Below are 19,978 nucleotides of genomic sequence, written 5' to 3'. Positions count from 1 at the left end.
TGATCGACTAGACTGCCCGAAAATATCAATGTTCGGGGCGATATGGGGCGGCATGGCGAAGCTCAAAGTTGATCAGGCAATGAAGCGCGCAAAGGCGCATATGCGCAAAGGCGAAATGGCCGAGGCGCGCGCCCTTTATGAAGCCATCCTCGCCGATTATCCAAAAAACGAACGGGTCAAAACAGCCCTTGCCGAACTCAGCGGTCCTGTGAAGGTACCTGCCCCTTCAAAGGGGGCTGCGTCCGGCGCGACCGAGCCACCGGCCGAAGTGTTTGCCAAACTTTCGCAAGCCTATCAGGCCGGTCGTTTGCAAGATGTGCATGCCATGACAGGCCAGCTTTTGGGGCAGTATGGCAATTCCGGCAAGCTTTGGAACTTTCGTGCCGCGGTCAGCAGCAATCTGAACCTGCTTTCCGATGCCGAGCAGGCCTTGCGAAACGTTATCCGTCTGCAGCCCGATATGGTGGCGGCCAAAAGCAACCTTGGGGTCATTCTGGAACGTCTGGGTAAACTCGATGAGGCCGAGGAATGCTATCGCGCGGTGATCGCGCACACCCCCGAATTCGCCGAGGCGCATAACAATCTGGGCAATATCCTTAAAAATGCCGGCAAGCTTGCAGAGGCGCAAGCCTGTTACCTGAACGCGATTGCGCGCAAACCCGATTATGTTGACGCGCACTATAACCTTGCCAATACGCTGCGCGAACGTGACCTGCTTGAAGACGCCAAGCAGCAATATTTCAAGACGCTTAAGTTGCAACCGAAATTGGCCGAGGCCTGGTATGGGCTTGGTCAAACCATGGCCGTCCTTAAATCCCTGCCAGAGGCGGTCGAGGCCTATCAACGCGCACTGGCGGTCAAGCCGGGCTATGTCCCGGCCATGGTCGAACAATTGCGCGAACAAAGCCATCTGTGCGACTGGCGGGCCTGTGATCTGTTTGCGCAACATGCCACTCAGCTTGGCATCACGGGCGATGCGGCCCTGCCATTCCCGCTTCTGCCGTTTGAAGATAATCCGGCGCATCAGCTTGCCCGGTCGCGCAACTTTGCCAAAAGCCTGCTGCTGCCAGCAGCCCCGGTTTCAACGATCAAGCCAACGTCGCCAGAGGGCCGCAGAATCCGGCTTGGCTATTTCTCGGCCGATTTTCATGATCACGCGACCATGTTCCTAATGGCAGGCATCTTGCGCCATCATGACAGATCAAAGTTCGAAATCTTCGTGTTCAGCTATGGCAAGAACAAGGATGGTGCGCAGCGTGATCAGGTGCTTGATAACGTTGATCAGTTCTTTGATGTGCGCGATATGTCCGACAGTGATCTGATCACGCTTGCGCGGGCGCAAAACCTTGATATCGCCATTGATCTAAAGGGCTATACCCGCGACAGCCGGCTGGAGCCGTTTGCCGCTCGTCTCGCACCGCTGCAAATCAGTTATCTTGGCTATCCCGGCACGCTTGGATGCGATTTCATCGATTATATTGTGGCCGACCCAGTCGTCATTCCGCCCGAACAGCGCAGCGGTTATCATGAGAAGATCATTTATCTTCCCGATTGTTATCAGCCCAATGACAATACCCGCGAAATATCAAGCAAGCCAATGACACGGATCGAGCTCGGCCTGCCCGAGGATGGCTTTGTGTTTTGTTGTCTCAACAACAATTACAAGATCATGCCAACCGAATTTGCCATCTGGATGCGGGTGATGAAGAAGGTGGAGGGCAGCGTGCTCTGGCTTTGGTGCAACAATGATGTGGCCAAGGAAAACTTGCGGGCGGCTGCGGAAAAGCATGGTGTTTCGGGGGATCGGTTGATCTTTGCCGGTTACATGCCGCAATCCGAACATCTCGCCCGCCTGCGCCACGCCGATCTGTTTATTGATACCTTCCATGTCAACGCCCATACCACAGCCAGCGACGCGCTTTGGGCCGGATTGCCGGTGGTGACACTGGCTGGGAAACAGTTTGCGGCCCGCGTTGCTGCCAGCTTGCTGTCGGCGGTCGGTCTGCCGGAACTGATCACGGATACACCCGCGGCTTATGAGGAACTCATCCTCAAGCTCGCGCAAAATCCGGACATGCTGTCCGATATCCGCACCAAACTTGCCGCCAACCGCCAGACCAAGCCGCTGTTTGATACCGAAGGCTACACGCGCGGGTTTGAGCAGGGGCTCGAGCGTGCCTTTGCGCAAAGACTGGTAGGAGAGGCTCTTTCGGATATCGCGGTGAATGCCTAGGTCCTCACCGGGGGCTTGTCCGATTGTGATCCGATGTCACATTCCTGACGAATTAATTCCAGATAAGAGATGCGTCTTCTAGCTTGCTTGGCTGGAAGGATGAGTGCGCATGTGATCCCGACCGCCAAGGACTGATGAATATGCCAAGCGACAGACGCCACCCGATGCTGACCCGCCGTGCCTTCTCAGTAACCCTTCTGGGGGCTATGGCCACTCCCTTTGTGGCCAGGGCCTTCGCACAAACACCAAGCGACATCCGTTCGCATGTTGCTAACATGTCCCAGCTTCATGCAATCATGGTGCAACGCGGGGAAGAGATCATTGTTGCCGAAGCACCGCGCGGGCCGGGCCTGGATCGCGTTGCGAACATCAAGTCCTGCTCGAAAAGCATCATCGGCCTGCTGACGGGCAACGCGATCGCGGAAGGCGCGATCCCCTCGGTTAACGCCACCATCGGCGAAATCGCGCCGTCTATCATTCCGTCCAATGCCACCCCCGGTGTGGAAGACCTGACCATCGAAGATCTGTTAACGCTCCGGGCCGGGCTTGAAGGCACATCAGGGCGTAACTACGGCGCTTGGGTCAATTCCGATAACTGGGTTTCCTTTGCGTTGCGCCGCCCGATGGTCGCAACACCCGGCAGGCGGATGATCTATTCCACCGGCACCACGCATATCCTTGGTGCGGTGCTAACGGTTGCGACAGGAAAAAGCTTGCTGGAACAGGCGCGCGCGGTCCTTGGTCGGCCGCTCGGCATTGAAATTCCATCTTGGACACAGGATCCGCAAGGCTATTATTTCGGCGGGAACCAGATGGCGATGACACCGCGCGGGATGTTGCGCATTGCGACCTTGATGCGGGACCAAGGTCGGTTCGATGGTGACCAGATCATTCCGGCCGATTGGATAGACCAATCAACCCAAGCCCATACGCGATCACCTTACTCGGGCCTTGCGTATGGCTATGGCTGGTTCCTGAGCCGCAGCGGCTTCATCATCGCACGCGGCTATGGCGGTCAGATCATCGCGGCACATCCGGAAAAGGACTTGGCGGTGGCCATCACCTCTGATCCGACGTCACCCGCACGCTCAGGCGGATATTTCGGGCAACTGATGGATCTGCTTGAGGGCCCGGTGCTTTCGCTGGCCTGACGGAAGCGACGCAGCACCTGAAAATTGGTGGAAGGCACTTTCGGAAACACTCGAAATGCATTCTTGCCCATGCCGCTTTAACATTCCCAATTCCGCGCCAATCTGCTAGGTAACGCTCCATATTTCCCAAACGGGTTCATTGCTTGCCAGGAGATCGCCGCATGTCGACAAATCGCATTACCCTTCGCCGTCCCGATGACTGGCATTTGCATTTGCGTGATGGCGAGATGTTGAAAGGTGTGATTGGCGAGACGTCCGAGCATTTTGCCCGCGCGATCATCATGCCCAATCTGGTGCCGCCGGTGGTCAAGACGGCTGATGCGGTGGCCTATCGCGACCGGATTACGGCGGCCATCCCGTCGGGCCATGATTTTACGCCCTTGATGACGCTGTATCTGACCGAGGGCAGCAATCCCGATGATATCGAGGAGGGCTACAAGGCCGGAGTAATCACTGCACTCAAGCTTTATCCGGCCGGGGCGACGACGAATTCGGACAGTGGTGTGCGCAATTTCGATAATGCCATGCCAGCGCTGGAGCGCATGGCAGAGCTTGGCATTCCGCTATGTGTACACGGCGAAGTCACCGATCCGGAGATCGATATCTTTGACCGTGAAGCAGTGTTTATCGACCGGGTTCTCGATCCGCTGCGCAAGCGTCTGCCGGAGCTGCGCGTCGTGATGGAGCACATCACGACTGAAGACGGTGTCGAATATGTCAAAGCCAATGACAAGAATTTGGGTGCGACGATTACGACCCATCATCTGATCATTAACCGCAATGCGATTTTGGTCGGCGGCATTCATCCGCATATGTATTGCCTGCCAGTCGCCAAGCGTGAAAAGCATCGTTTGGCGCTGCGGGCGGCGGCAACATCGGGTGATGTGCGTTTCTTCCTTGGAACAGACTCAGCGCCGCATACCGATGAACGCAAGGAAAGCCCGTGTGGCTGTGCCGGGATCTTTACCGCCAACAACACCGTGCAGCTTCTGGCCCACGTGTTTGAGGAAGAAGGGGCGCTCGATAAGCTTGAAGGCTTTGCGTCGATCCATGGCCCGCAATATTACGGCCTGCCGATCAATGGCGATCAGATCACGCTGGAAAAACGCGCTGAACCCGCCAAGTTCGCTAAGAAGATCGAAACCGGCGAAGGCCCGGTAACGGTGTTTAATCCGGGCTTTGATGTGTTCTGGCATTACGCCTAAGCGCAAACGCACAACAAAACAAAAGCGGCTCCATGTGGGCCGCTTTTTTGTTGGAGTATCGTCATTTCGGACGGTGCGCAGCGACGGGCCGGAATCTTTATGTTGTTGCCGATAATGGATTCCCGTACCCGCCTTCGCGGGCAGAGGCTCTGTGCTGGAATGACGGGGGAGGTAGTTCGGATGCTAACCACTGAGATCCACTTTGCCCGGCGCAGCATTGAGGCCAAGGGCCATGCGATAGCTTTCTGCCGCAGCACTGGCCTGTGAGGCGATCATTGCCGATATGTTCTTTGATGCGCCCTTGGCGACATTGAAATCAGCCGCCGAACTTCCGGGCACCGATGCCGCGCGCGAAATGGCGGCCTGATTGGCGATGGCTGCCACACCATCAAGCCCCTGAATGGGGCGGATGCTGACTTTGCCGCCGGTGGCGTAAAGCCGCCCGTCGGGGCCTGCGGTATAGCTATAGCTGATCATGCCAGCATTGGCCCCGGCAAGGGTTTGGTGGCTTTCTTCCTCTGTCCGGACAATCGCATCACGCGCACTGAGTTCGCGCACAATCTCGCGCTCCGACGCGGTCAGGAGGGCCGGGTTTGAGGTGGGTTGGCGCGCATTTTCCGGGGTGGCTTCGCGTTCCTGCTGCTGGCGCTGTGTCGGGCTTTGGGTGTCCGCTTCGTCCGGTGCAGCACCATTGATATCGCGCGGATCAAGCTGTTGGATGATGGTCACAACCGAGGCCGCACTGTTGACCGGCGCGGTTTGCGCAGGCGCAGGCGCTGGTGGCGGTGCCGGTTGGCGCTCGCCCGTGCTGGAGGATTGCGACGGGTTTGCTTGATCTGTCCGTGCCGAAGGTCCGTTTGCCGCGGCTTGTGTGGCGGCGATGGTGCTCGAGAGCGGGACAAGCGCAACGGCGGCTGGCAATGTTTGCGGCGCAGACGCAACCGATCCGCCCGACCCGTTGGTCGGCGGTTGGCTCCCGGAGCCGAGCAGGGCGCGTGTGGCAATAATCTGACCAAGTTGCCCGCCACTGCCGGGGATAACCTGTATTGCACCTGCCTGTATCATGACGCCCAGTATAACCCAACTTGGGGTTAAATGTATATAAGCCGATCAAGGGGATGACCGGGCGATATGATAGTGATCACGCCGGTTTGATGCGCCGGTTTTGCCCGCAGCGGGTAAGGTGGGATCAGATATGTTGAAATCTGGTTTGGTGATCATGCGTGCGTTAAGTGTTGCCCTGTCTTTTTTGCTGATTGCTGTCGCGGTTGTTGCGCCTGTGCGCCCCGTGCACGCTGCGCCAGATGCCGATTTGTGGCCGGATTGGCAGGCGCATGATCCAAGCAGTACGGTCGAGATTGACCATGGCGATTGGCAGGCGGTGCTGGATCGCTATGTCACCCAGCATGAGCCGGGGGCGACCAGCTTTGATTATGCGGCGGCCAGTCGTGATGGCGGGGCGGGGATGGTCGCGGGCTATGTCGATGCCATGACCAAGGTCAACGTCGATGCGCTTAACCGTGACCAACAATTTGCCTATTGGGTGAACCTGTATAATGCGCTGACCGTTAAGGTGGTTCTCGATCATTATCCGGTCGAAAGCATCCGCGATATTGATATTTCGCCGGGGTTATTTTCTTCTGGCCCATGGGGCAAGAAGCTGATCACGGTCGAGGGCAGGACGCTTAGCCTTGATGATATCGAACATCGCATCCTGCGGCCGATCTGGCGCGATGCACGCATTCATTATGTGGTCAATTGTGCGTCGATCGGTTGCCCGGCATTGGCACCGGATGCCTTTGACGCGGATAAGCTTGAAGCGCAGCTTGATCAGGCGGTGCGCGATTTCATCAATCATCCGCGCGCGGTGCGTATCAATGCCGATGGCGGCCTTGTGCTTTCAAGCCTGTATGACTGGTATCGGGATGATTTCGGGAAAAGCGATGCGGAATTCATTGCGCATCTGAGAAAATTCGCCGGAGCGGAGCTGACGAAAGCTTTGGGCGATATCACGGAACTTGATATCGCCGACTACGAATATGACTGGGCGTTGAACACCCGATAGCACCGCCAAGGTGGGGCAGGTGCGTTACGCCGCCGTGTTGTGTAGCCCTGGTTTGACCGGGTTGGTCGGTGCCCATGCGTCGGCATGTGCGTCCTCAACCGGATTTTCTGGCCGATTCTGATTTACCTGCTCGATCGTGTGACGAACATCACTGGCAGAGACGCCATCATAGCGCATTAATGTTTGAACGATCGGGTCGGCAAGCATGTCTTCGACCGTCAATTCCTGATCAACATAACTCATCATCTCATATCCCGATTTTTTTGTTATGCGCAATGTAATGCAATTGCAATTCATTCGCAACAACTATTCTATGTCGATGGTGACTTTTTTTCATTTTTATCTCTGAAACGCTTTGATCTGCCTTAAGGCAGGGCATCTATGCGAGAATTTCGCAAACTGCATTCGGCGGCCTGCAGCGTGCTGTTATTGGGGCAAAATCTGTGAAAAGGTATTTCCTTGATTAAAAAGCGTATGGGTCTTAACGCTTGATCTGGTCTGTTCGTCATCGCGATAAGGCCCAATAAGTATGGCAAAAATGGGCTGATAAAATGAAACGTCCGGGAATTCGTGAATACGGCTTGCTGTTGCTGCTGGCATTGATGTGGGGGAGTTCATTCACCTTCATCAAAATCGGCGTGCATGCCTATTCGCCATTGGTGGTGGCCTGTGGCCGTTTGTCCTTTGCCGCCCTTGTTCTGTGGTGTTTCGCGGCTATTCGTAAATCCGAACTGCCCAAGGGGCGGGGCGCCTGGATTTCGACCTTTATGGTGGCGCTGATCGGCAATGCCATTCCGTTCTTTTTGATCAGTTTTGGTGAAACACAGGTCGATGCCGGATTGGCGGCGATCCTGATGTCGACCGTGCCGCTGACCACGGTGGTTCTGGCGCATTTCTTTACCCAAGATGAAAAGCTTTCAACCGGCAAGGTCGTCGGGGTGATTTTGGGAACGATTGGCGTGATTGTGCTGGTCGGGCCGGAAACGCTGTCGGGACTGGGGGGCGAGTTCCTGTTCCAATTGGCCATTCTGGTTGCAGCGATCGGTTATGCGATCTCATCGCTTGTGGCGCGCAATCTGCGTGATCAGCCGCGCATTGGATCGACGGCTGTGATCCTGACATTTGCCGCACTAATGCTGATGCCCTTTACCCTGATTATCGATCAGCCCTGGACAATGGACTGGGACCCTGAAGGCGCGCTTGCCATCATGTATCTCGGCATGTTTCCGACCGGCATTGCCATGTTCCTGATTTTGCAGCTGATTGCGGTGGCCGGGGCCAGCTTCCTTGTGTTTAACAATTATCTGGTACCAGCCGTTGGTGTGGTCATCAGCTTTATCGTGCTGGGCGAAGTGCCCCAGCCAAATGCATTGATTGCCCTGGCGGTCATTCTGGGCGGGATTGCCGCATCACAGATGCGTTTTGGCCGCAAACCAAAGGATGTCGAAGGGCCGGTTTTGAAGTCTGATCCGATGACACCGGTCATGGAAGTTCCCAAAGGCGACAAATCGGGCGGAAAGTGACGGTTTTATATGCCGGAAAATCCGCGAATTTTCGCGAAATTTCGAACTTTATTGCCCAACCTTGCGCGATAGGATTTGTCAATATTGTTTGTGCGGGACAAACCTGATACTTTCCGCCTTTCTGGTCCGGCATGTGCCTTCAAATAGGTGTATGTCACGCCGATTGAATCATTTCTGATCAAGCGTTTAAGAGGTCACGGCCTTTGTCCACCAAAGAGACCAATCCCGAGAACCGCGATATCTTCCCGGTTTCCATCGAACAAGAAATGCGCCGCAGCTACCTCGATTACGCGATGAGCGTGATCGTCAGCCGCGCACTGCCTGACGTCCGAGACGGTTTGAAGCCGGTACATCGTCGTATTCTGTACGCCATGCACGAGAACGGGTTTGAATATAACAAGCCGTTCCGCAAATCGGCCCGTGTGGTCGGGGACGTGATGGGTAAATATCACCCGCACGGCGACAGCGCGATTTACGATGCCATGGTCCGTATGGCGCAGAATTTCTCCATGCGCCTGCAACTGATTGACGGGCAGGGCAACTTCGGGTCCATGGATGGCGACAAGGCCGCCGCCATGCGTTACACCGAGGCCCGCATGGCCAAGGCCGCGCACTTCCTTCTGGATGATATCGACAAGGATACGATTGATTTCCGCGATAACTATGACGAAACCACCAAGGAACCGTCAGTTATCCCGGCCCGTTTCCCCAACATGCTGGTCAACGGTGCCGGTGGTATTGCGGTTGGTATGGCAACCAACATTCCGCCGCATAACCTTGGCGAAGTCATTGATGGCTGCATGGCCTATGTCGATGATCCCAATATTTCCGTCGAAGGTCTGATGGAATTTGTCCATGGTCCGGATTTCCCGACCGGTGGCCTTATTCTTGGCCGTTCGGGCATCCATTCGGCATTCAAGACCGGCCGTGGTTCTGTCGTCATGCGGGCACGTACCCATGTCGAGGAAATCCGTGCCAACCGCGAAGCCATCATCGTGACCGAAGTTCCCTATCAGGTGAACAAGGCGACCCTGATGGAAAAGATCGCCGAACTGGTCCGCGACAAGAAGCTTGAAGGCATTTCCGATCTGCGTGACGAGTCCGACCGTTCGGGCGTGCGCATGGTGATCGAGCTTAAGCGTGATGCCAATGCCGACGTCGTCCTGAACCAGCTGTTCCGCTTTACAGCGCTTCAGACCTCGTTTGGTGTCAACATGCTGGCACTGAACCGTGGCAAGCCGGAACTGATGAACCTGAAGGAAATCATTCAGGCCTTCGTCGAATTCCGCGAAGAAGTCATTACCCGTCGTACCATCCATCTTCTGAAAAAGGCGCGTGATCGTGCCCATGTCGTGGTTGGTCTGGGTATTGCGGTATCGAATATCGACGAAGTCATCAAACTGATCCGTAATGCAGCCGATCCGACTGTTGCGCGTGAACAGCTGATGGAACGTGATTGGGCGGCGGGCGATATTGTTCCGCTGATCGAACTGATTGCCGATCCGAACCAGGTTGGTTCAACCGATGGCATGTATCGCCTGTCCGAAGCACAGGCACGTGCAATCCTTGAGTTGCGTCTGCATCGCCTGACCGGTCTCGAACGCGACAAGATCGCGGGCGAATTGACCGAGTTGGGTGAGAAGATCAAGGACTTCCTTGATATCCTTGCCTCGCGTGAGCGCAAGCTGACGATCCTCAAGGATGAACTGACCGAAATGCGTAATGAATTCGCCGACCCGCGTCGCAGCGAAATTCAGGAAGCAGAGTTCGAACATGACATCGAAGACCTGATTGCCCGTGAAGACATGGTCGTGACCGTGTCGCACAGCGGCTATATCCAGCGTGTTCCGCTGTCGACCTATCGCGCACAGCGTCGCGGTGGTAAAGGCCGTTCGGGCATGGCAACCCGCGAGGAAGATTTCGTTTCCAAGCTGTTTGTTGCCAATACTCATACCCCGGTTCTGTTCTTCAGCTCCGAGGGGATGGTCTACAAGATGAAGGTCTGGCGCCTGCCGATGGGTACGCCGCAATCACGCGGCAAGGCGCTTGTGAACCTGTTGCCGCTGTCAGAAGGCGAATATATCACCACGGTCCTGCCGCTTCCCGATGAGGAAGAATGGCCGAACCTGCATGTGATGTTTGCGACCTCGACTGGTAACGTCCGCCGTAACAGCCTTGCCGATTTCGTGAATGTGAAATCAAACGGCAAGATCGCCATGAAGCTTGAAGAAGAACGTGGTGACAAGCTGATTGCGGTTCAGACCTGTACCGATGATGACGACATCCTTCTGACAACCCGTCAGGGCAAGTGCATTCGTTTCCGTGTTGGTGACGTGCGTGTCTTTACCGGCCGTAATTCGGTTGGTGTGCGTGGTATCCGTCTGGCCGATCAGGACGAAGTCATCGCGATGTCGGTGCTGTTTGGTAACCATGTTTCGATGGAAGAGCGCGGTGAATACCTCTCTATCACCGGCAAGTTGCGTCGCGAGGAAATCACGGCTGATAACCTTCCGCTCGAACTGCTGTCCGAAGAACGCTATCAGGAAATTCTTGGTGGCGATCAGATGATCCTGTCGGTTACTGAAAACGGTTATGGCAAACGGACGTCTGCCTATGAATATCGTGTGACCGGCCGTGGTGGTCAGGGCTTTGCCAATATCGAGATGTCGGAACGTAACGGTAACGTCGCTGCGTCCTTCGTGATCGAAGAAGGTGACGAGCTGATGATGGTCACCAATGGTGGCAAGGTCATCCGTATGCCGACCCATGACATCCGTATTGCCGGGCGTAAGACCCAGGGTGTGACGCTGTTCCGTACTGCCGAAGACGAACAGGTCGTCGCAGTCGAACGTCTGTCAAACCTTGGTGATGAAGATGATGAGATCATCGATGGCGAGGAAGGTGTGATCGAGGGTGCCGAAGGTGCCGTTGAAACCGCCGACCAGGCCCCGGAAGCATCTGATGAAGATGCGGCCGAGGCACCGGCATCTGATGAAGCGGACCGCGACGAATAACGGGAAGTTCGATGACTGAAACGTCTTCTACCGTATCGCGTATCGGGATTTATCCGGGCACCTTTGATCCGGTAACCCAAGGGCATATGGATATCATTCGTCGTGCGACCCGGATCGTCGATCAACTGATTGTCGGCGTTGCGATCAACGCCGGCAAAGGTCCGATGTTCGGGGTCGATGAACGCTGTGCACTGGTTGAAGGTGCGCTCAAGGCTGCGGGCGGTGAAGTTGCCGCCCGTACCTCAGTTAAGCCATTTTCATCGCTTCTGATGCAGTTTGCCCAGGAAAACGGATCCAGCACGATTATCCGTGGTCTTCGGGCGGTATCGGACTTTGAGTATGAATTCCAGATGGCCGGGATGAACGCCCGGCTGTCGCCGGAAGTTGAAACCGTCTTTTTGATGGCATCAGACAAACAACAGTTTGTCTCTTCGCGTTTTGTGAAGGAAATCGCCCGTCTGGGCGGGAATGTCACTGAATTTGTGCCGGCAAACGTGCTGAAACGGCTGCACGAAAAGCTGGCAGAAGAAAAGGAATAACGCAGGCCATGCGTCTTTTTCGTCTATTTTCAATTATCGCTCTCGTACTAGGATTTATCACCATGTCCAATGGAAACGACGCTGTCGCTCAGGATCTGGAAAACACGCTTTATCTTGACCTGAAAGATGGCCGCGTTGTGATCCAGCTTCGCCCGGATCTGGCACCGAAACATGTTGCCCGGATCAAGGAACTCACCCGTGAAGGCTTTTACGATGGGCTGAAATTCCATCGTGTGATCGAAGGTTTCATGGCGCAGACCGGTGATCCCAAAGGCAACGGAACCGGTGGTTCCGGCCAGAAACTTGATGCCGAGTTCTCGAATGAACGTCACGTTCGCGGCACCGTTTCCATGGCGCGTTCGGCCAATCCGAATAGTGCGGACTCCCAGTTCTTCATCGTCTTTGCCGATGCACCGCATCTTGATGGCCAGTACACCATCTGGGGCGAAGTGACTGAGGGCATGGAATATGTCGATATGATCAAAAAGGGTGCGCCCTGGGCTAATGGCAGCGTTGCCGACCCGGATCAGATCGTCAAAATGCAGGTTGCTGCCGACGCGCAATAATCGCGATATTTGAAGTATTGCAACCGAAAGCCGTCCCTTCATGGGGCGGCTTTCGCGTTTTTGGGGCTGAATGCGCAAAAAGAGCCAAAATATGGAAAACAGGTGTTGACCGATGGGGCCTGTGCCATTAAAACGCGCTTCACCAACCTTGAGGGCCCGTAGCTCAGTTGGTAGAGCAACTGACTTTTAATCAGTTGGCCACAGGTTCGAATCCTGTCGGGCTCACCAATAAGCCCCTGAAACCCAACCGGTTTCGGGGGCTTTTTTAATTTCCAGTCGTTTTTCAGTGCTTGCTTTGTTGATGAGGCAATCCTCTAATGCAGCAAAGGTATTTGTTTTGATCTGGAAAACATCGAAATGCTTGATGCTTCATATCTCCGCGACATGCTCAGCTTTGTTGAAGAAGGTTCCTATACAGGAGTAACGAACGAGGCATTGGTCAGGTGTTTTGCGCCAGATATTTTCGATAAAGCTGTCCAGCAATCAGAAGATTTCGCTAAGTTCAAATATCACATGGATGAAGCTTGGGGTGCCGGTCTGATACGCCGAAGGGATTCGCGGGGAGGAGACGATTGGGGGGTCAGGTTTGGTTCTTCCGGTTCGGTAGCTTTAACCCGTGTCGATTTGGTCCTCACGCCTATTGGTGGTGAAGCGTTGGCTGAAATGCGAAAGAGCAAGGGCGCAGAGAGACTTGTGGATGCTCTGAAAAGTGCCGGGGGAGTAGCTGGTCGGGAAGCGTTGTCACAAGGAATAGCCGCGCTATTGCGCGCAAGCATTTGAGCAGGCGCTGGCTAAATTCTTGGAAATTGCATAGCGACAGTAAAAGGGGGGTTGACCGATCCCGTCTGGCCCATTAAAACGCCGCTCACCAACGTTGAGGGCCCGTAGCTCAGTTGGTAGAGCAACTGACTTTTAATCAGTTGGCCACAGGTTCGAATCCTGTCGGGCTCACCAATTCAAAACCCCCGGAACCCAGAAGTTCCGGGGGTTTTGCATATCCGGCTTTTGCCATCATATTTCCCATCGCAATTCCCGATCGATCACGCAAACCCTGTCCCGCATTGAATAGGCCTGTCCGGGGCAGGGGATCAGCATGAAAATGTATTTCGGCCTGTTGGTTGCGATTGCATCGCAATTCTATTTCCTGTAAAGAATGCAAATCAGTTTCAAACGCACCAGAGCAGGACGTCTGGTGGTGATCAATTTTGTGATCGGGAAAGTTACATGTCTGACCCTGTGAATTCATCAGCCGCATCTTCGGATGCGCAAACGCCGCTTTCTTCCGATGGCGCACTCGTCCCGGTGGGGGCTGACTCTGCGACCGGAAATCTCAATGCGGACGGTTCTGTCATGGTGGACCCCAATACCGGGCTTGCCATCGATGCGACGGCAACGACCCAGTCGACCGGCATGCTCGATGGCTTTGTTGGCCTTCCGGTGATTGAACAGGTTGACCGGGCTGGCGTTGTTGGCTGGGTTCTGGCCGCGATGGCGCTGATCGGGCTTATGGTGTTCTTCTATAAGCTGGTCGGGTTCCTGCGCCGCGGTGTTTTTGCCGACGGCTTTGTAAAGGATGTCGAACGTCACCTGTCATCGGGTGACGAGCAGCAGGCGGCCGAAATTCTGGCCCGTCGTCGCCATCCGGCCGCGCGTATTGCCCTGTCGGGCATGATGCTTCCGGTAAGTTCGTCTGAGGAACGTGAAGCAGCATCGGATCTGATTGCATCGCGTGCGCGCAAGGAAATTGACGGTCTCAATGGTGGTCTGCGGATCATGTCGGCCATTGCCGTGCTAAGCCCGCTCTTGGGCCTTCTGGGTACGGTCATGGGCATGATCGAGGCCTTCCAGCGCATGGAAGGGGCAGGCAGCCGTATTGATCCGTCTGTGCTGTCTGGCGGTATCTGGCTGGCACTTCTGACAACCGCAATCGGCCTTGTGGTCGCGATCCCGGCAACCGCGTTTCATATGTGGATGCAGGGCGTGATTGGCCGTGCTGCCGCCACGATGGAAGATGTTTGTACGCTGGTGATCAATCGCGGTGAACTGGCCCGCAAGACGCTTAGCCGCGCATCAAACATTTCCGAACTGCGCCACGCCGCCGAATAAAACCCGTTTCCGAAAGTCGCCCCATGCAGCTGCGCGAACGCAACAGCGGTTCTACACCGATGATCGGTCTGACCCCGCTGATTGATGTTGTCTTTATCCTGCTGATCTTTTTCATGCTGGCTTCAAGCTTCCTTGACTGGAAGGGCTTTGAGATGTCGGTCAGCATCACCGATGGTCGCGCCACCAGCCAAAGCGATACCCGACCGGTCACGGTCGAGGTCGATGTTAATGGTGGCCTGTCGATCAATGGCAATGCAATTGCGCTGTCCAATCTGGCGCCAACGCTTCTGCGTGATCATGACGGATCACCTGTGCGCCTGCGGCCGATCAATGGTGCCAATCTGCAACGACTGGTCGAAGTCATGGATACGCTGGGTCGTGGCGGTGTTACGGATGTGGAGTTCATTGAATGAAACGCCGCATCCAGATCGCCGAGGACGGACCGGTTCAGGAACCGATGTTGCCTTTGATCAACATCGTCTTCCTGCTTTTGATCTTTTTCATGATTGCCGGAAGCCTGCAAAAACTAGGTCCCTTCGAAGTCGATCCGCCCGCCAGCCAAACGGCCGAAGGCCAACCGGAAGACACCATTGTCCTGTGGTTTGGCAGCAATGGCGAAATCGGGATTGATGATCTGACGGGTGGGCTTGATCGCCTGTCGTCGATGCTGCCAGCCGATTATATTGGTCGTCCGGTTGAAATCCGGGCCGACCGCGAAGTCGAAGGTGCTAAGGTCGTGACCCTTTTGGCGCGCCTTCAGGAACTTGGCATTGAGAAGGTCCAATTGATGACGGCCATGCAGCCGGGTCAGGAATAGCATGTCCAAACGCGTTGATCTTTTGATTGCGACCGGGCTGACCGGTCTTGTCCTGACTGGCGGGATCGTGCTTGCCATGCCCGACCCGCAGCCATCCGGCTGGGGCGGGGCAGGGGCCGTACAAAGTATCAGCATTTCGCTGGGTGCCGGGCAGGCCGAAACCGGCGAGGCTGAGACAGATACTCAAAGTGCCGACGCGGTCGACAGCATGGCCGCCGAAGTGCCCGAAGAAATCGTTGAACCGGATCCGGAACAGGAAACCCAGCCTGAACCGATCCCCGAGGAAGTGGCTGAGACGGAGCCAGAGCCAGAGCCTGAACCGGAAGTTCTTCCGGAACCAGAGCCGGAAGTTGTCGAGCAACAGCCAGAACCCATTCCGGAACCAGAACCGGTCATCGAACAAGTTGCCGAACCGGAGCCTGAACCTGTGCCCGAGCCGGTTGTCGAACAGCAGCTGGCAGAGGTCCTGCCGGTGCGCATGAAGCCCAAACCACCCCTAGAGCAGGCAGAGGCCCCGCAACCGACCAAGGCGCCAGAGCCGGTCGAAAAAGCCGCCCAGCCAACGCCACAGCCGTCCGGACTGACAAACTCGGTCAAGTCAGAGGGCACGACGGGTGAAACCACCCAAAGTCAGGCTGCCAGTTCATCGGCTGGCAGTGGTGGTGGTGCGGCAAGCCAGGCCAAGATGGTGGATTATCAGGCATCGGTTTTGCAAACACTGGCGCGCTACCGCGAATATCCCGAACGCGCTATGCGCCGCCGGATCGAGGGCGAAAACCGTATTCGCCTTGTCATTGCGCGCGATGGCACGGTGCTTGAGGCCAGCATGGTGAGTTCAAGCGGATCAAGCATCCTTGATCGCGAAACTGAACGCCTGATCGAACGGGTGCGGAAATTCCCGCCATTCCCCGACGAGATGACTGAACAACAAGTCGTCTGGACTGTACCAGTCGCCTATCAGCTTCACTAGAATGACAAACGCCAGCCCTTGAAGGCTGGCGTTTTTGTTTGCGTAGGGCGCGTTTAGGCGTCAGGCGTTTCGCCGTCTTCCCAATGATAATCAAGTGGTGCTTCGCGCCAGGCAAATTTGTCGAGATGGACGATAATCACACCCTTCATGCTCTCGATACCCTCGGACTTGTGTGACTGCCCGTCAAAGGTCAGGCGGTCCTCATGGGCGGTAATGACACACGGCCCCATGGGAAATGCCACATTGCCGGTGGTTTCGCCCAGATCGACCTCGACCTTGTGCGCGAAATGTTTGCACAGCTGGACAAGATACTTGGCGGCCTTATCGGTTTTGACCGATCCCTTTGTGGTAAACATCTGGCGATCTCTCTGTTTGTGTTTGCGGGAGTGGGTCGGTTTATGGCGACGGCGCGTCGTTCAGGCCGATCCAGTAGACACCGTTCAGATCAACCGCCTGAAAGTGCTCAAAGAACGTTGCCAGTTCGGCGTCGGGATCAAGGTCGGCATAGATGTCGGGATGCAGCCACTTTGCCATCGCCTGCAGGGCAAACACATTGATCGGGTTGTTATAAATGTGATGCCAGACGGAATAGACCTTCCTGTTTTTAACAGCACTCAAAAGTGGCAGGCCGGTCCGCTCCATGCTGTGTGCCAAGGACGCACGCGCCTGATCGGCATTTGTGTTTGCACCAAGGACAATACGGCGTGCATTTGTTTCCGCATCCAGCCCGGACGATCCGATGGCCGTGGTGACATAGACGTCCGGGTCGGTGAAGATCACCTGTTCGACCGATATCTGGCTGATCACGCCGGGAATGGTATCGGCAAAGATGTTTTCGCCGCCGGCCAGGGTAACGAATTTACCGATCATCTCGTTGCCCATGGCTTCGCAGCAGTTCTCGGCAAGACCGACACGGCTTTCAAGCAAAACACTGGGCTTTTCGGTTATCTTTGCGGCGCGCGAGGTCACCTTTCGAAGGTTCTCCTCATAGAATTTCACAAAGGCTTCTGCCTGTTCTTCCTTGCCCATCAGCTTGCCCAGAAGGCGGATGCTTTTGGGCGTGTTTTCAAACGGCTTGGCCCGAAAATCGATCATCACCACCGGGATGTCGGCTGCCCCCATGACAGACAGAACTTCGTGGCTGGTGGAACCGGGCCCATGGCCGCCCGACATGCCAAAAATTGCCACGTCGGGTTCGACTGTCACTGCCTTTTCAACAGAAAACGTTTCCTCGTTCTGACGACCAACCAGCGGAATATCATCAATTTCGGGGAATTTTTCGCGATATTGTGCAAAGGATGCCGGATCAAGCGATTTGAAGTCGCCCATCATTCCGGCAACCCAACGCACCGGATTTTCCGGATCAAGAATGCCGATCGACGGCAGGAAACGCCCTTCGCCAAGGATCATGTGTTTGACCGGCACCTCGACGGTGACTTCACGTCCGGCAATATCAGTCAGTGTGACCGTTTCACCAGCGGATGCGTTTGCAGCCCAAATCAGTGTCGCCGCAGCAAGGGCAAGGAGATTGCGAATTTTCATGTCAGGTTATCCTGAAGGTTTGTCTTGTCGTGCATTCCAAACGCCAAAACGAGCAGCATCTGATGTGCCGCCCATTTCGGTTTCATCTGTGTTTCTTCGCGTCCTAGAAATCGACCTTCGCCGATATCAGGAAAGTGCGTCCGGGTTCGTGGAACGGTTCGCTGATGCGCGTGCTGTCATAACCGGTTGTTGCGCGGTCGATGTAATCGCGATCAAGGATGTTCAGCGCATCCACGCGCAGGGTAACTGCATCGTTCAACACTCCGGGCACCCATTCGGCATAGAGATTGGCAACGAAGTAGCTATCGAGTTTTTCGTTGCCACGTTCTTCGGGGCTGTCATCGGCAAGGGCGAATTCCGCATTGCCGCCAACGCGCAGCCCATAGCTATCAAAGCTGTGACCAGCATCGAAGTTGAACATGTCACCCATGATTACGCCCTGATAGGAGGCCTCGGTGCTCAGCGGGACGCCGCCGTCGGTTTTAACGTTGGTGTGGGAATAGGTCAGGCGCGCAAAGCCCGGACCATAGGAATACATGGCAGACAGGTTGACACCACGGGTATCGAGATCGACGGTCGAGTTACGGGTCGCACTCGACAAATCGTGGGATTCATCGATCAGGTTGTAGAAAAGGTTTGCATCCAGCGTCCAGTCATCGAGCGCAAGGCGCGAACCGACCTTTGCGTTATAGGACCGCGAAGGGGCAAAGCCGTCATAATTCCAGTTGCCACTGAATTCATAAATTGCCGATTCACCAAGCGGGAGGCCACCAAACGTCGTCCCGGCACCACCATAGACCATCAGCTGTTCGGTCAGGTCATATTCGGTGTTGGCATTGCCGCTCAGTCCGAATTCGGAAAAGTCTTCACCAGTCAGGCCTTCGAACCATTGCTGATCGGCACGGCCGCCGAACGACACACGCCACTGATCGGTCAGGGACAGGCGGGCTTGCGAGAATGCGCCAATATCGGTCGAGGTTTCCGAATAGCTGCCGTTTCGCGGGGATCGGTTGTGATATCCGGTTGCCTCATCGCGATAGAAATCAATCCCGGCGGTGATCACACCATTATCGACTTCAAAATTGTTGGCAGCCTTGCCGTTGATGGACTGGATATCGGATTTGACGTGATAGAAGTTCGCACCACCCTGAAGGGCCGGGATGTTCAGAACCGTACGGCTATAGGCCAGGCTGAATTCCGGATCGAACTGGCCAGACGGCATTTCATCGACATAGCTCACCCCAACCGACGTATCGCGATAGGACAGCCATTGTGGCGCTGCGCCGTTGGCCAGAACCGCATAGTTCGGGCGGGACGGGCGGACACCTTCATCTTCAAGATGGCTGGCAAACGCTTCGAAACGGCCACCGTCATTGCCGGTAAAGGCAAGCTTGCCCAGTCCGCTTTCGCTGCCATCGGCGGTGCCAATCGCCTCATCACCGTCGCCGTCTTTGTAATTGCCCTGATTGCTGTTTTTCAGATACGCCAGCGCTTCAAACCCGTCTGACTGTCCGGCAACGGTCAGCCATTCGGCAAAGCCCTTGGTGTTTGAATTATACTGCAACTTGCCCCAGCCACCGAACGTGTCACCGGCCTCAAGGACGTCACGGGCATCACGGGTTTCATAAGACATCGATCCGCCCAAGGCATGTGGCCCGGCATCCGCCGGGGCGACACCGGATTCAACATTAACGGATTTCAGCATCGCCGGATCAATGATCGCTGTTCCGATATGGTGGAAACTTGAATCTACCTGACGAGCGCCGTCAACCTGAACGTTGAGCTTGGTATTCTCGATACCCTGCACATAGACCTTCTGAACGATGGCGGTCGGCCCGCCGACTTCGACCGACGCGTCCGATGAAAAGACATCCTTCATGGTCTGCGGGTTTTTACGATCAAGTTCTTCCTGGCCAATCGAAACGCCCCCCGGAAGGCCCTGTGCCGATTTGGCCGATGCGGTGACTTCGAGGGGCTTGGTCACGGTTTCATCTTTGTTGGCCTCTTGGGCAAAGGTGATCGAGGGCAAAACCGCAAGCGAAAAACCGGCAAGAACGGTCGTGCGCAAAAGGGCGCTGATCCGGGGCGATGGGGTTGGTGTGGGTGACTGTGGCATGTTCATTCCCTGAGAAATATAATTGCAAATGCGAATGATTTTGAATATTATTTTCGCAGGCGGGGATGCAACAGGAATGATGTTTGTCAAATCGCCGGACATGTTTGCGAAATCGTCAGCATGTCTTTGCA

Annotated in this window: 18 protein-coding genes and 2 tRNA genes; 15 read left to right on the top strand and 5 right to left on the bottom strand. The window is 55.5% G+C overall.

What is annotated here, in order from left to right; all coding sequences use genetic code 11:
- Positions 1-52: 52 nt before the first annotated feature.
- From AUQ41_RS09260 to pyrC, 3 genes are all read left to right on the top strand, one after another.
- Positions 53-2,233: a tetratricopeptide repeat protein gene (locus tag AUQ41_RS09260; RefSeq protein WP_168173438.1), complete on the top strand. Its 2,181-nt coding sequence runs from the start codon at positions 53-55 to the stop codon at positions 2,231-2,233.
- 140 nt (positions 2,234-2,373) lie between these two features.
- Positions 2,374-3,384, top strand: a complete 1,011-nt coding sequence (locus tag AUQ41_RS09255) for a serine hydrolase (RefSeq protein WP_232308353.1) — start codon at positions 2,374-2,376, stop codon at positions 3,382-3,384.
- A 161-nt stretch (positions 3,385-3,545) separates the two neighbouring features.
- A complete protein-coding gene (gene pyrC / locus AUQ41_RS09250; RefSeq protein ID WP_063088097.1) occupies positions 3,546-4,589 on the top strand; it encodes a dihydroorotase in 1,044 nt (347 codons plus the stop codon).
- Between the two features lie 183 nt (positions 4,590-4,772).
- Here pyrC and AUQ41_RS09245 read toward each other — a convergent pair whose 3' ends face one another.
- Positions 4,773-5,654 carry a putative metalloprotease CJM1_0395 family protein gene (locus AUQ41_RS09245; RefSeq protein ID WP_063088095.1) on the bottom strand — a complete coding sequence of 294 codons (882 nt, stop codon included), beginning with the start codon at positions 5,652-5,654 and terminating at the stop codon, positions 4,773-4,775.
- A 130-nt stretch (positions 5,655-5,784) separates the two neighbouring features.
- Between AUQ41_RS09245 and AUQ41_RS09240 the strand changes: the two genes are divergently transcribed.
- Positions 5,785-6,654 carry a DUF547 domain-containing protein gene (locus AUQ41_RS09240; protein WP_143588786.1) on the top strand — a complete coding sequence of 290 codons (870 nt, stop codon included), beginning with the start codon at positions 5,785-5,787 and terminating at the stop codon, positions 6,652-6,654.
- Between the two features lie 24 nt (positions 6,655-6,678).
- Here the strand turns inward: AUQ41_RS09240 and AUQ41_RS09235 are convergent, their stop codons facing one another.
- Positions 6,679-6,900, bottom strand: a complete 222-nt coding sequence (locus AUQ41_RS09235) for a hypothetical protein (protein ID WP_143588787.1) — start codon at positions 6,898-6,900, stop codon at positions 6,679-6,681.
- 305 nt (positions 6,901-7,205) lie between these two features.
- Here AUQ41_RS09235 and AUQ41_RS09230 point away from each other — a divergent pair, with 305 nt between their 5' ends.
- The 11 genes from AUQ41_RS09230 to AUQ41_RS09180 all read left to right on the top strand — a co-directional run bounded on the left by AUQ41_RS09230 (position 7,206) and on the right by AUQ41_RS09180 (position 16,189).
- The gene (locus tag AUQ41_RS09230) at positions 7,206-8,177 is read left to right on the top strand and encodes a DMT family transporter (RefSeq protein ID WP_063088091.1); all 972 of its coding nucleotides are present in this window, start codon (positions 7,206-7,208) and stop codon (positions 8,175-8,177) included.
- A gap of 203 nt (positions 8,178-8,380) precedes the next feature.
- Positions 8,381-11,191 (top strand): DNA gyrase subunit A, encoded by a 2,811-nt coding sequence (gene gyrA / locus AUQ41_RS09225; protein ID WP_063088089.1) that lies wholly within the window; start codon positions 8,381-8,383, stop codon positions 11,189-11,191.
- Positions 11,192-11,202: 11 nt separating this feature from the next.
- Positions 11,203-11,730 carry a pantetheine-phosphate adenylyltransferase gene (gene coaD, locus AUQ41_RS09220; RefSeq protein WP_008890703.1) on the top strand — a complete coding sequence of 176 codons (528 nt, stop codon included), beginning with the start codon at positions 11,203-11,205 and terminating at the stop codon, positions 11,728-11,730.
- Between the two features lie 62 nt (positions 11,731-11,792).
- Complete coding sequence (locus tag AUQ41_RS09215) at positions 11,793-12,296, top strand: peptidylprolyl isomerase (protein ID WP_063088087.1); 504 nt, start codon at positions 11,793-11,795, stop codon at positions 12,294-12,296.
- Between the two features lie 152 nt (positions 12,297-12,448).
- Positions 12,449-12,524: transfer RNA gene (locus AUQ41_RS09210), tRNA-Lys, on the top strand.
- Between the two features lie 129 nt (positions 12,525-12,653).
- Positions 12,654-13,076, top strand: coding sequence for a hypothetical protein (locus tag AUQ41_RS09205; protein WP_063088085.1), 423 nt, complete (start codon positions 12,654-12,656; stop codon positions 13,074-13,076).
- A gap of 98 nt (positions 13,077-13,174) precedes the next feature.
- Positions 13,175-13,250 (top strand) — tRNA-Lys (locus tag AUQ41_RS09200).
- 270 nt (positions 13,251-13,520) lie between these two features.
- Positions 13,521-14,402, top strand: a complete 882-nt coding sequence (locus AUQ41_RS09195) for a MotA/TolQ/ExbB proton channel family protein (protein WP_063088083.1) — start codon at positions 13,521-13,523, stop codon at positions 14,400-14,402.
- A 23-nt stretch (positions 14,403-14,425) separates the two neighbouring features.
- The gene (locus tag AUQ41_RS09190) at positions 14,426-14,815 is read left to right on the top strand and encodes a biopolymer transporter ExbD (RefSeq protein WP_008892303.1); all 390 of its coding nucleotides are present in this window, start codon (positions 14,426-14,428) and stop codon (positions 14,813-14,815) included.
- The gene (locus AUQ41_RS09185; RefSeq protein ID WP_008892304.1) at positions 14,812-15,219 is read left to right on the top strand and encodes a biopolymer transporter ExbD; all 408 of its coding nucleotides are present in this window, start codon (positions 14,812-14,814) and stop codon (positions 15,217-15,219) included. The genes AUQ41_RS09190 and AUQ41_RS09185 overlap by 4 nt, the downstream gene beginning before the upstream one ends.
- Before the next feature lies 1 nt (position 15,220).
- Positions 15,221-16,189 (top strand): energy transducer TonB, encoded by a 969-nt coding sequence (locus AUQ41_RS09180; protein WP_063088081.1) that lies wholly within the window; start codon positions 15,221-15,223, stop codon positions 16,187-16,189.
- Positions 16,190-16,242: 53 nt separating this feature from the next.
- On the opposite strand, the gene AUQ41_RS09175 is transcribed toward AUQ41_RS09180, so the two are convergent.
- The 3 genes from AUQ41_RS09175 to AUQ41_RS09165 all read right to left on the bottom strand — a co-directional run bounded on the left by AUQ41_RS09175 (position 16,243) and on the right by AUQ41_RS09165 (position 19,847).
- Positions 16,243-16,545: a DUF2218 domain-containing protein gene (locus AUQ41_RS09175; protein WP_008892306.1), complete on the bottom strand. Its 303-nt coding sequence runs from the start codon at positions 16,543-16,545 to the stop codon at positions 16,243-16,245.
- A 40-nt stretch (positions 16,546-16,585) separates the two neighbouring features.
- Positions 16,586-17,731, bottom strand: coding sequence for an ABC transporter substrate-binding protein (locus AUQ41_RS09170; RefSeq protein ID WP_063088079.1), 1,146 nt, complete (start codon positions 17,729-17,731; stop codon positions 16,586-16,588).
- 103 nt (positions 17,732-17,834) lie between these two features.
- Positions 17,835-19,847, bottom strand: coding sequence for a TonB-dependent receptor domain-containing protein (locus tag AUQ41_RS09165; RefSeq protein ID WP_063088077.1), 2,013 nt, complete (start codon positions 19,845-19,847; stop codon positions 17,835-17,837).
- Positions 19,848-19,978 lie beyond the last annotated feature (131 nt).

This window comes from Thalassospira sp. MCCC 1A02898, from assembly GCF_001618185.1.
GTDB classification, from domain to species: domain Bacteria; phylum Pseudomonadota; class Alphaproteobacteria; order Rhodospirillales; family Thalassospiraceae; genus Thalassospira; species Thalassospira tepidiphila.
Note: the sequence above shows the minus strand (reverse complement) of the source record. Positions and strands in the feature narration are given on the sequence as shown.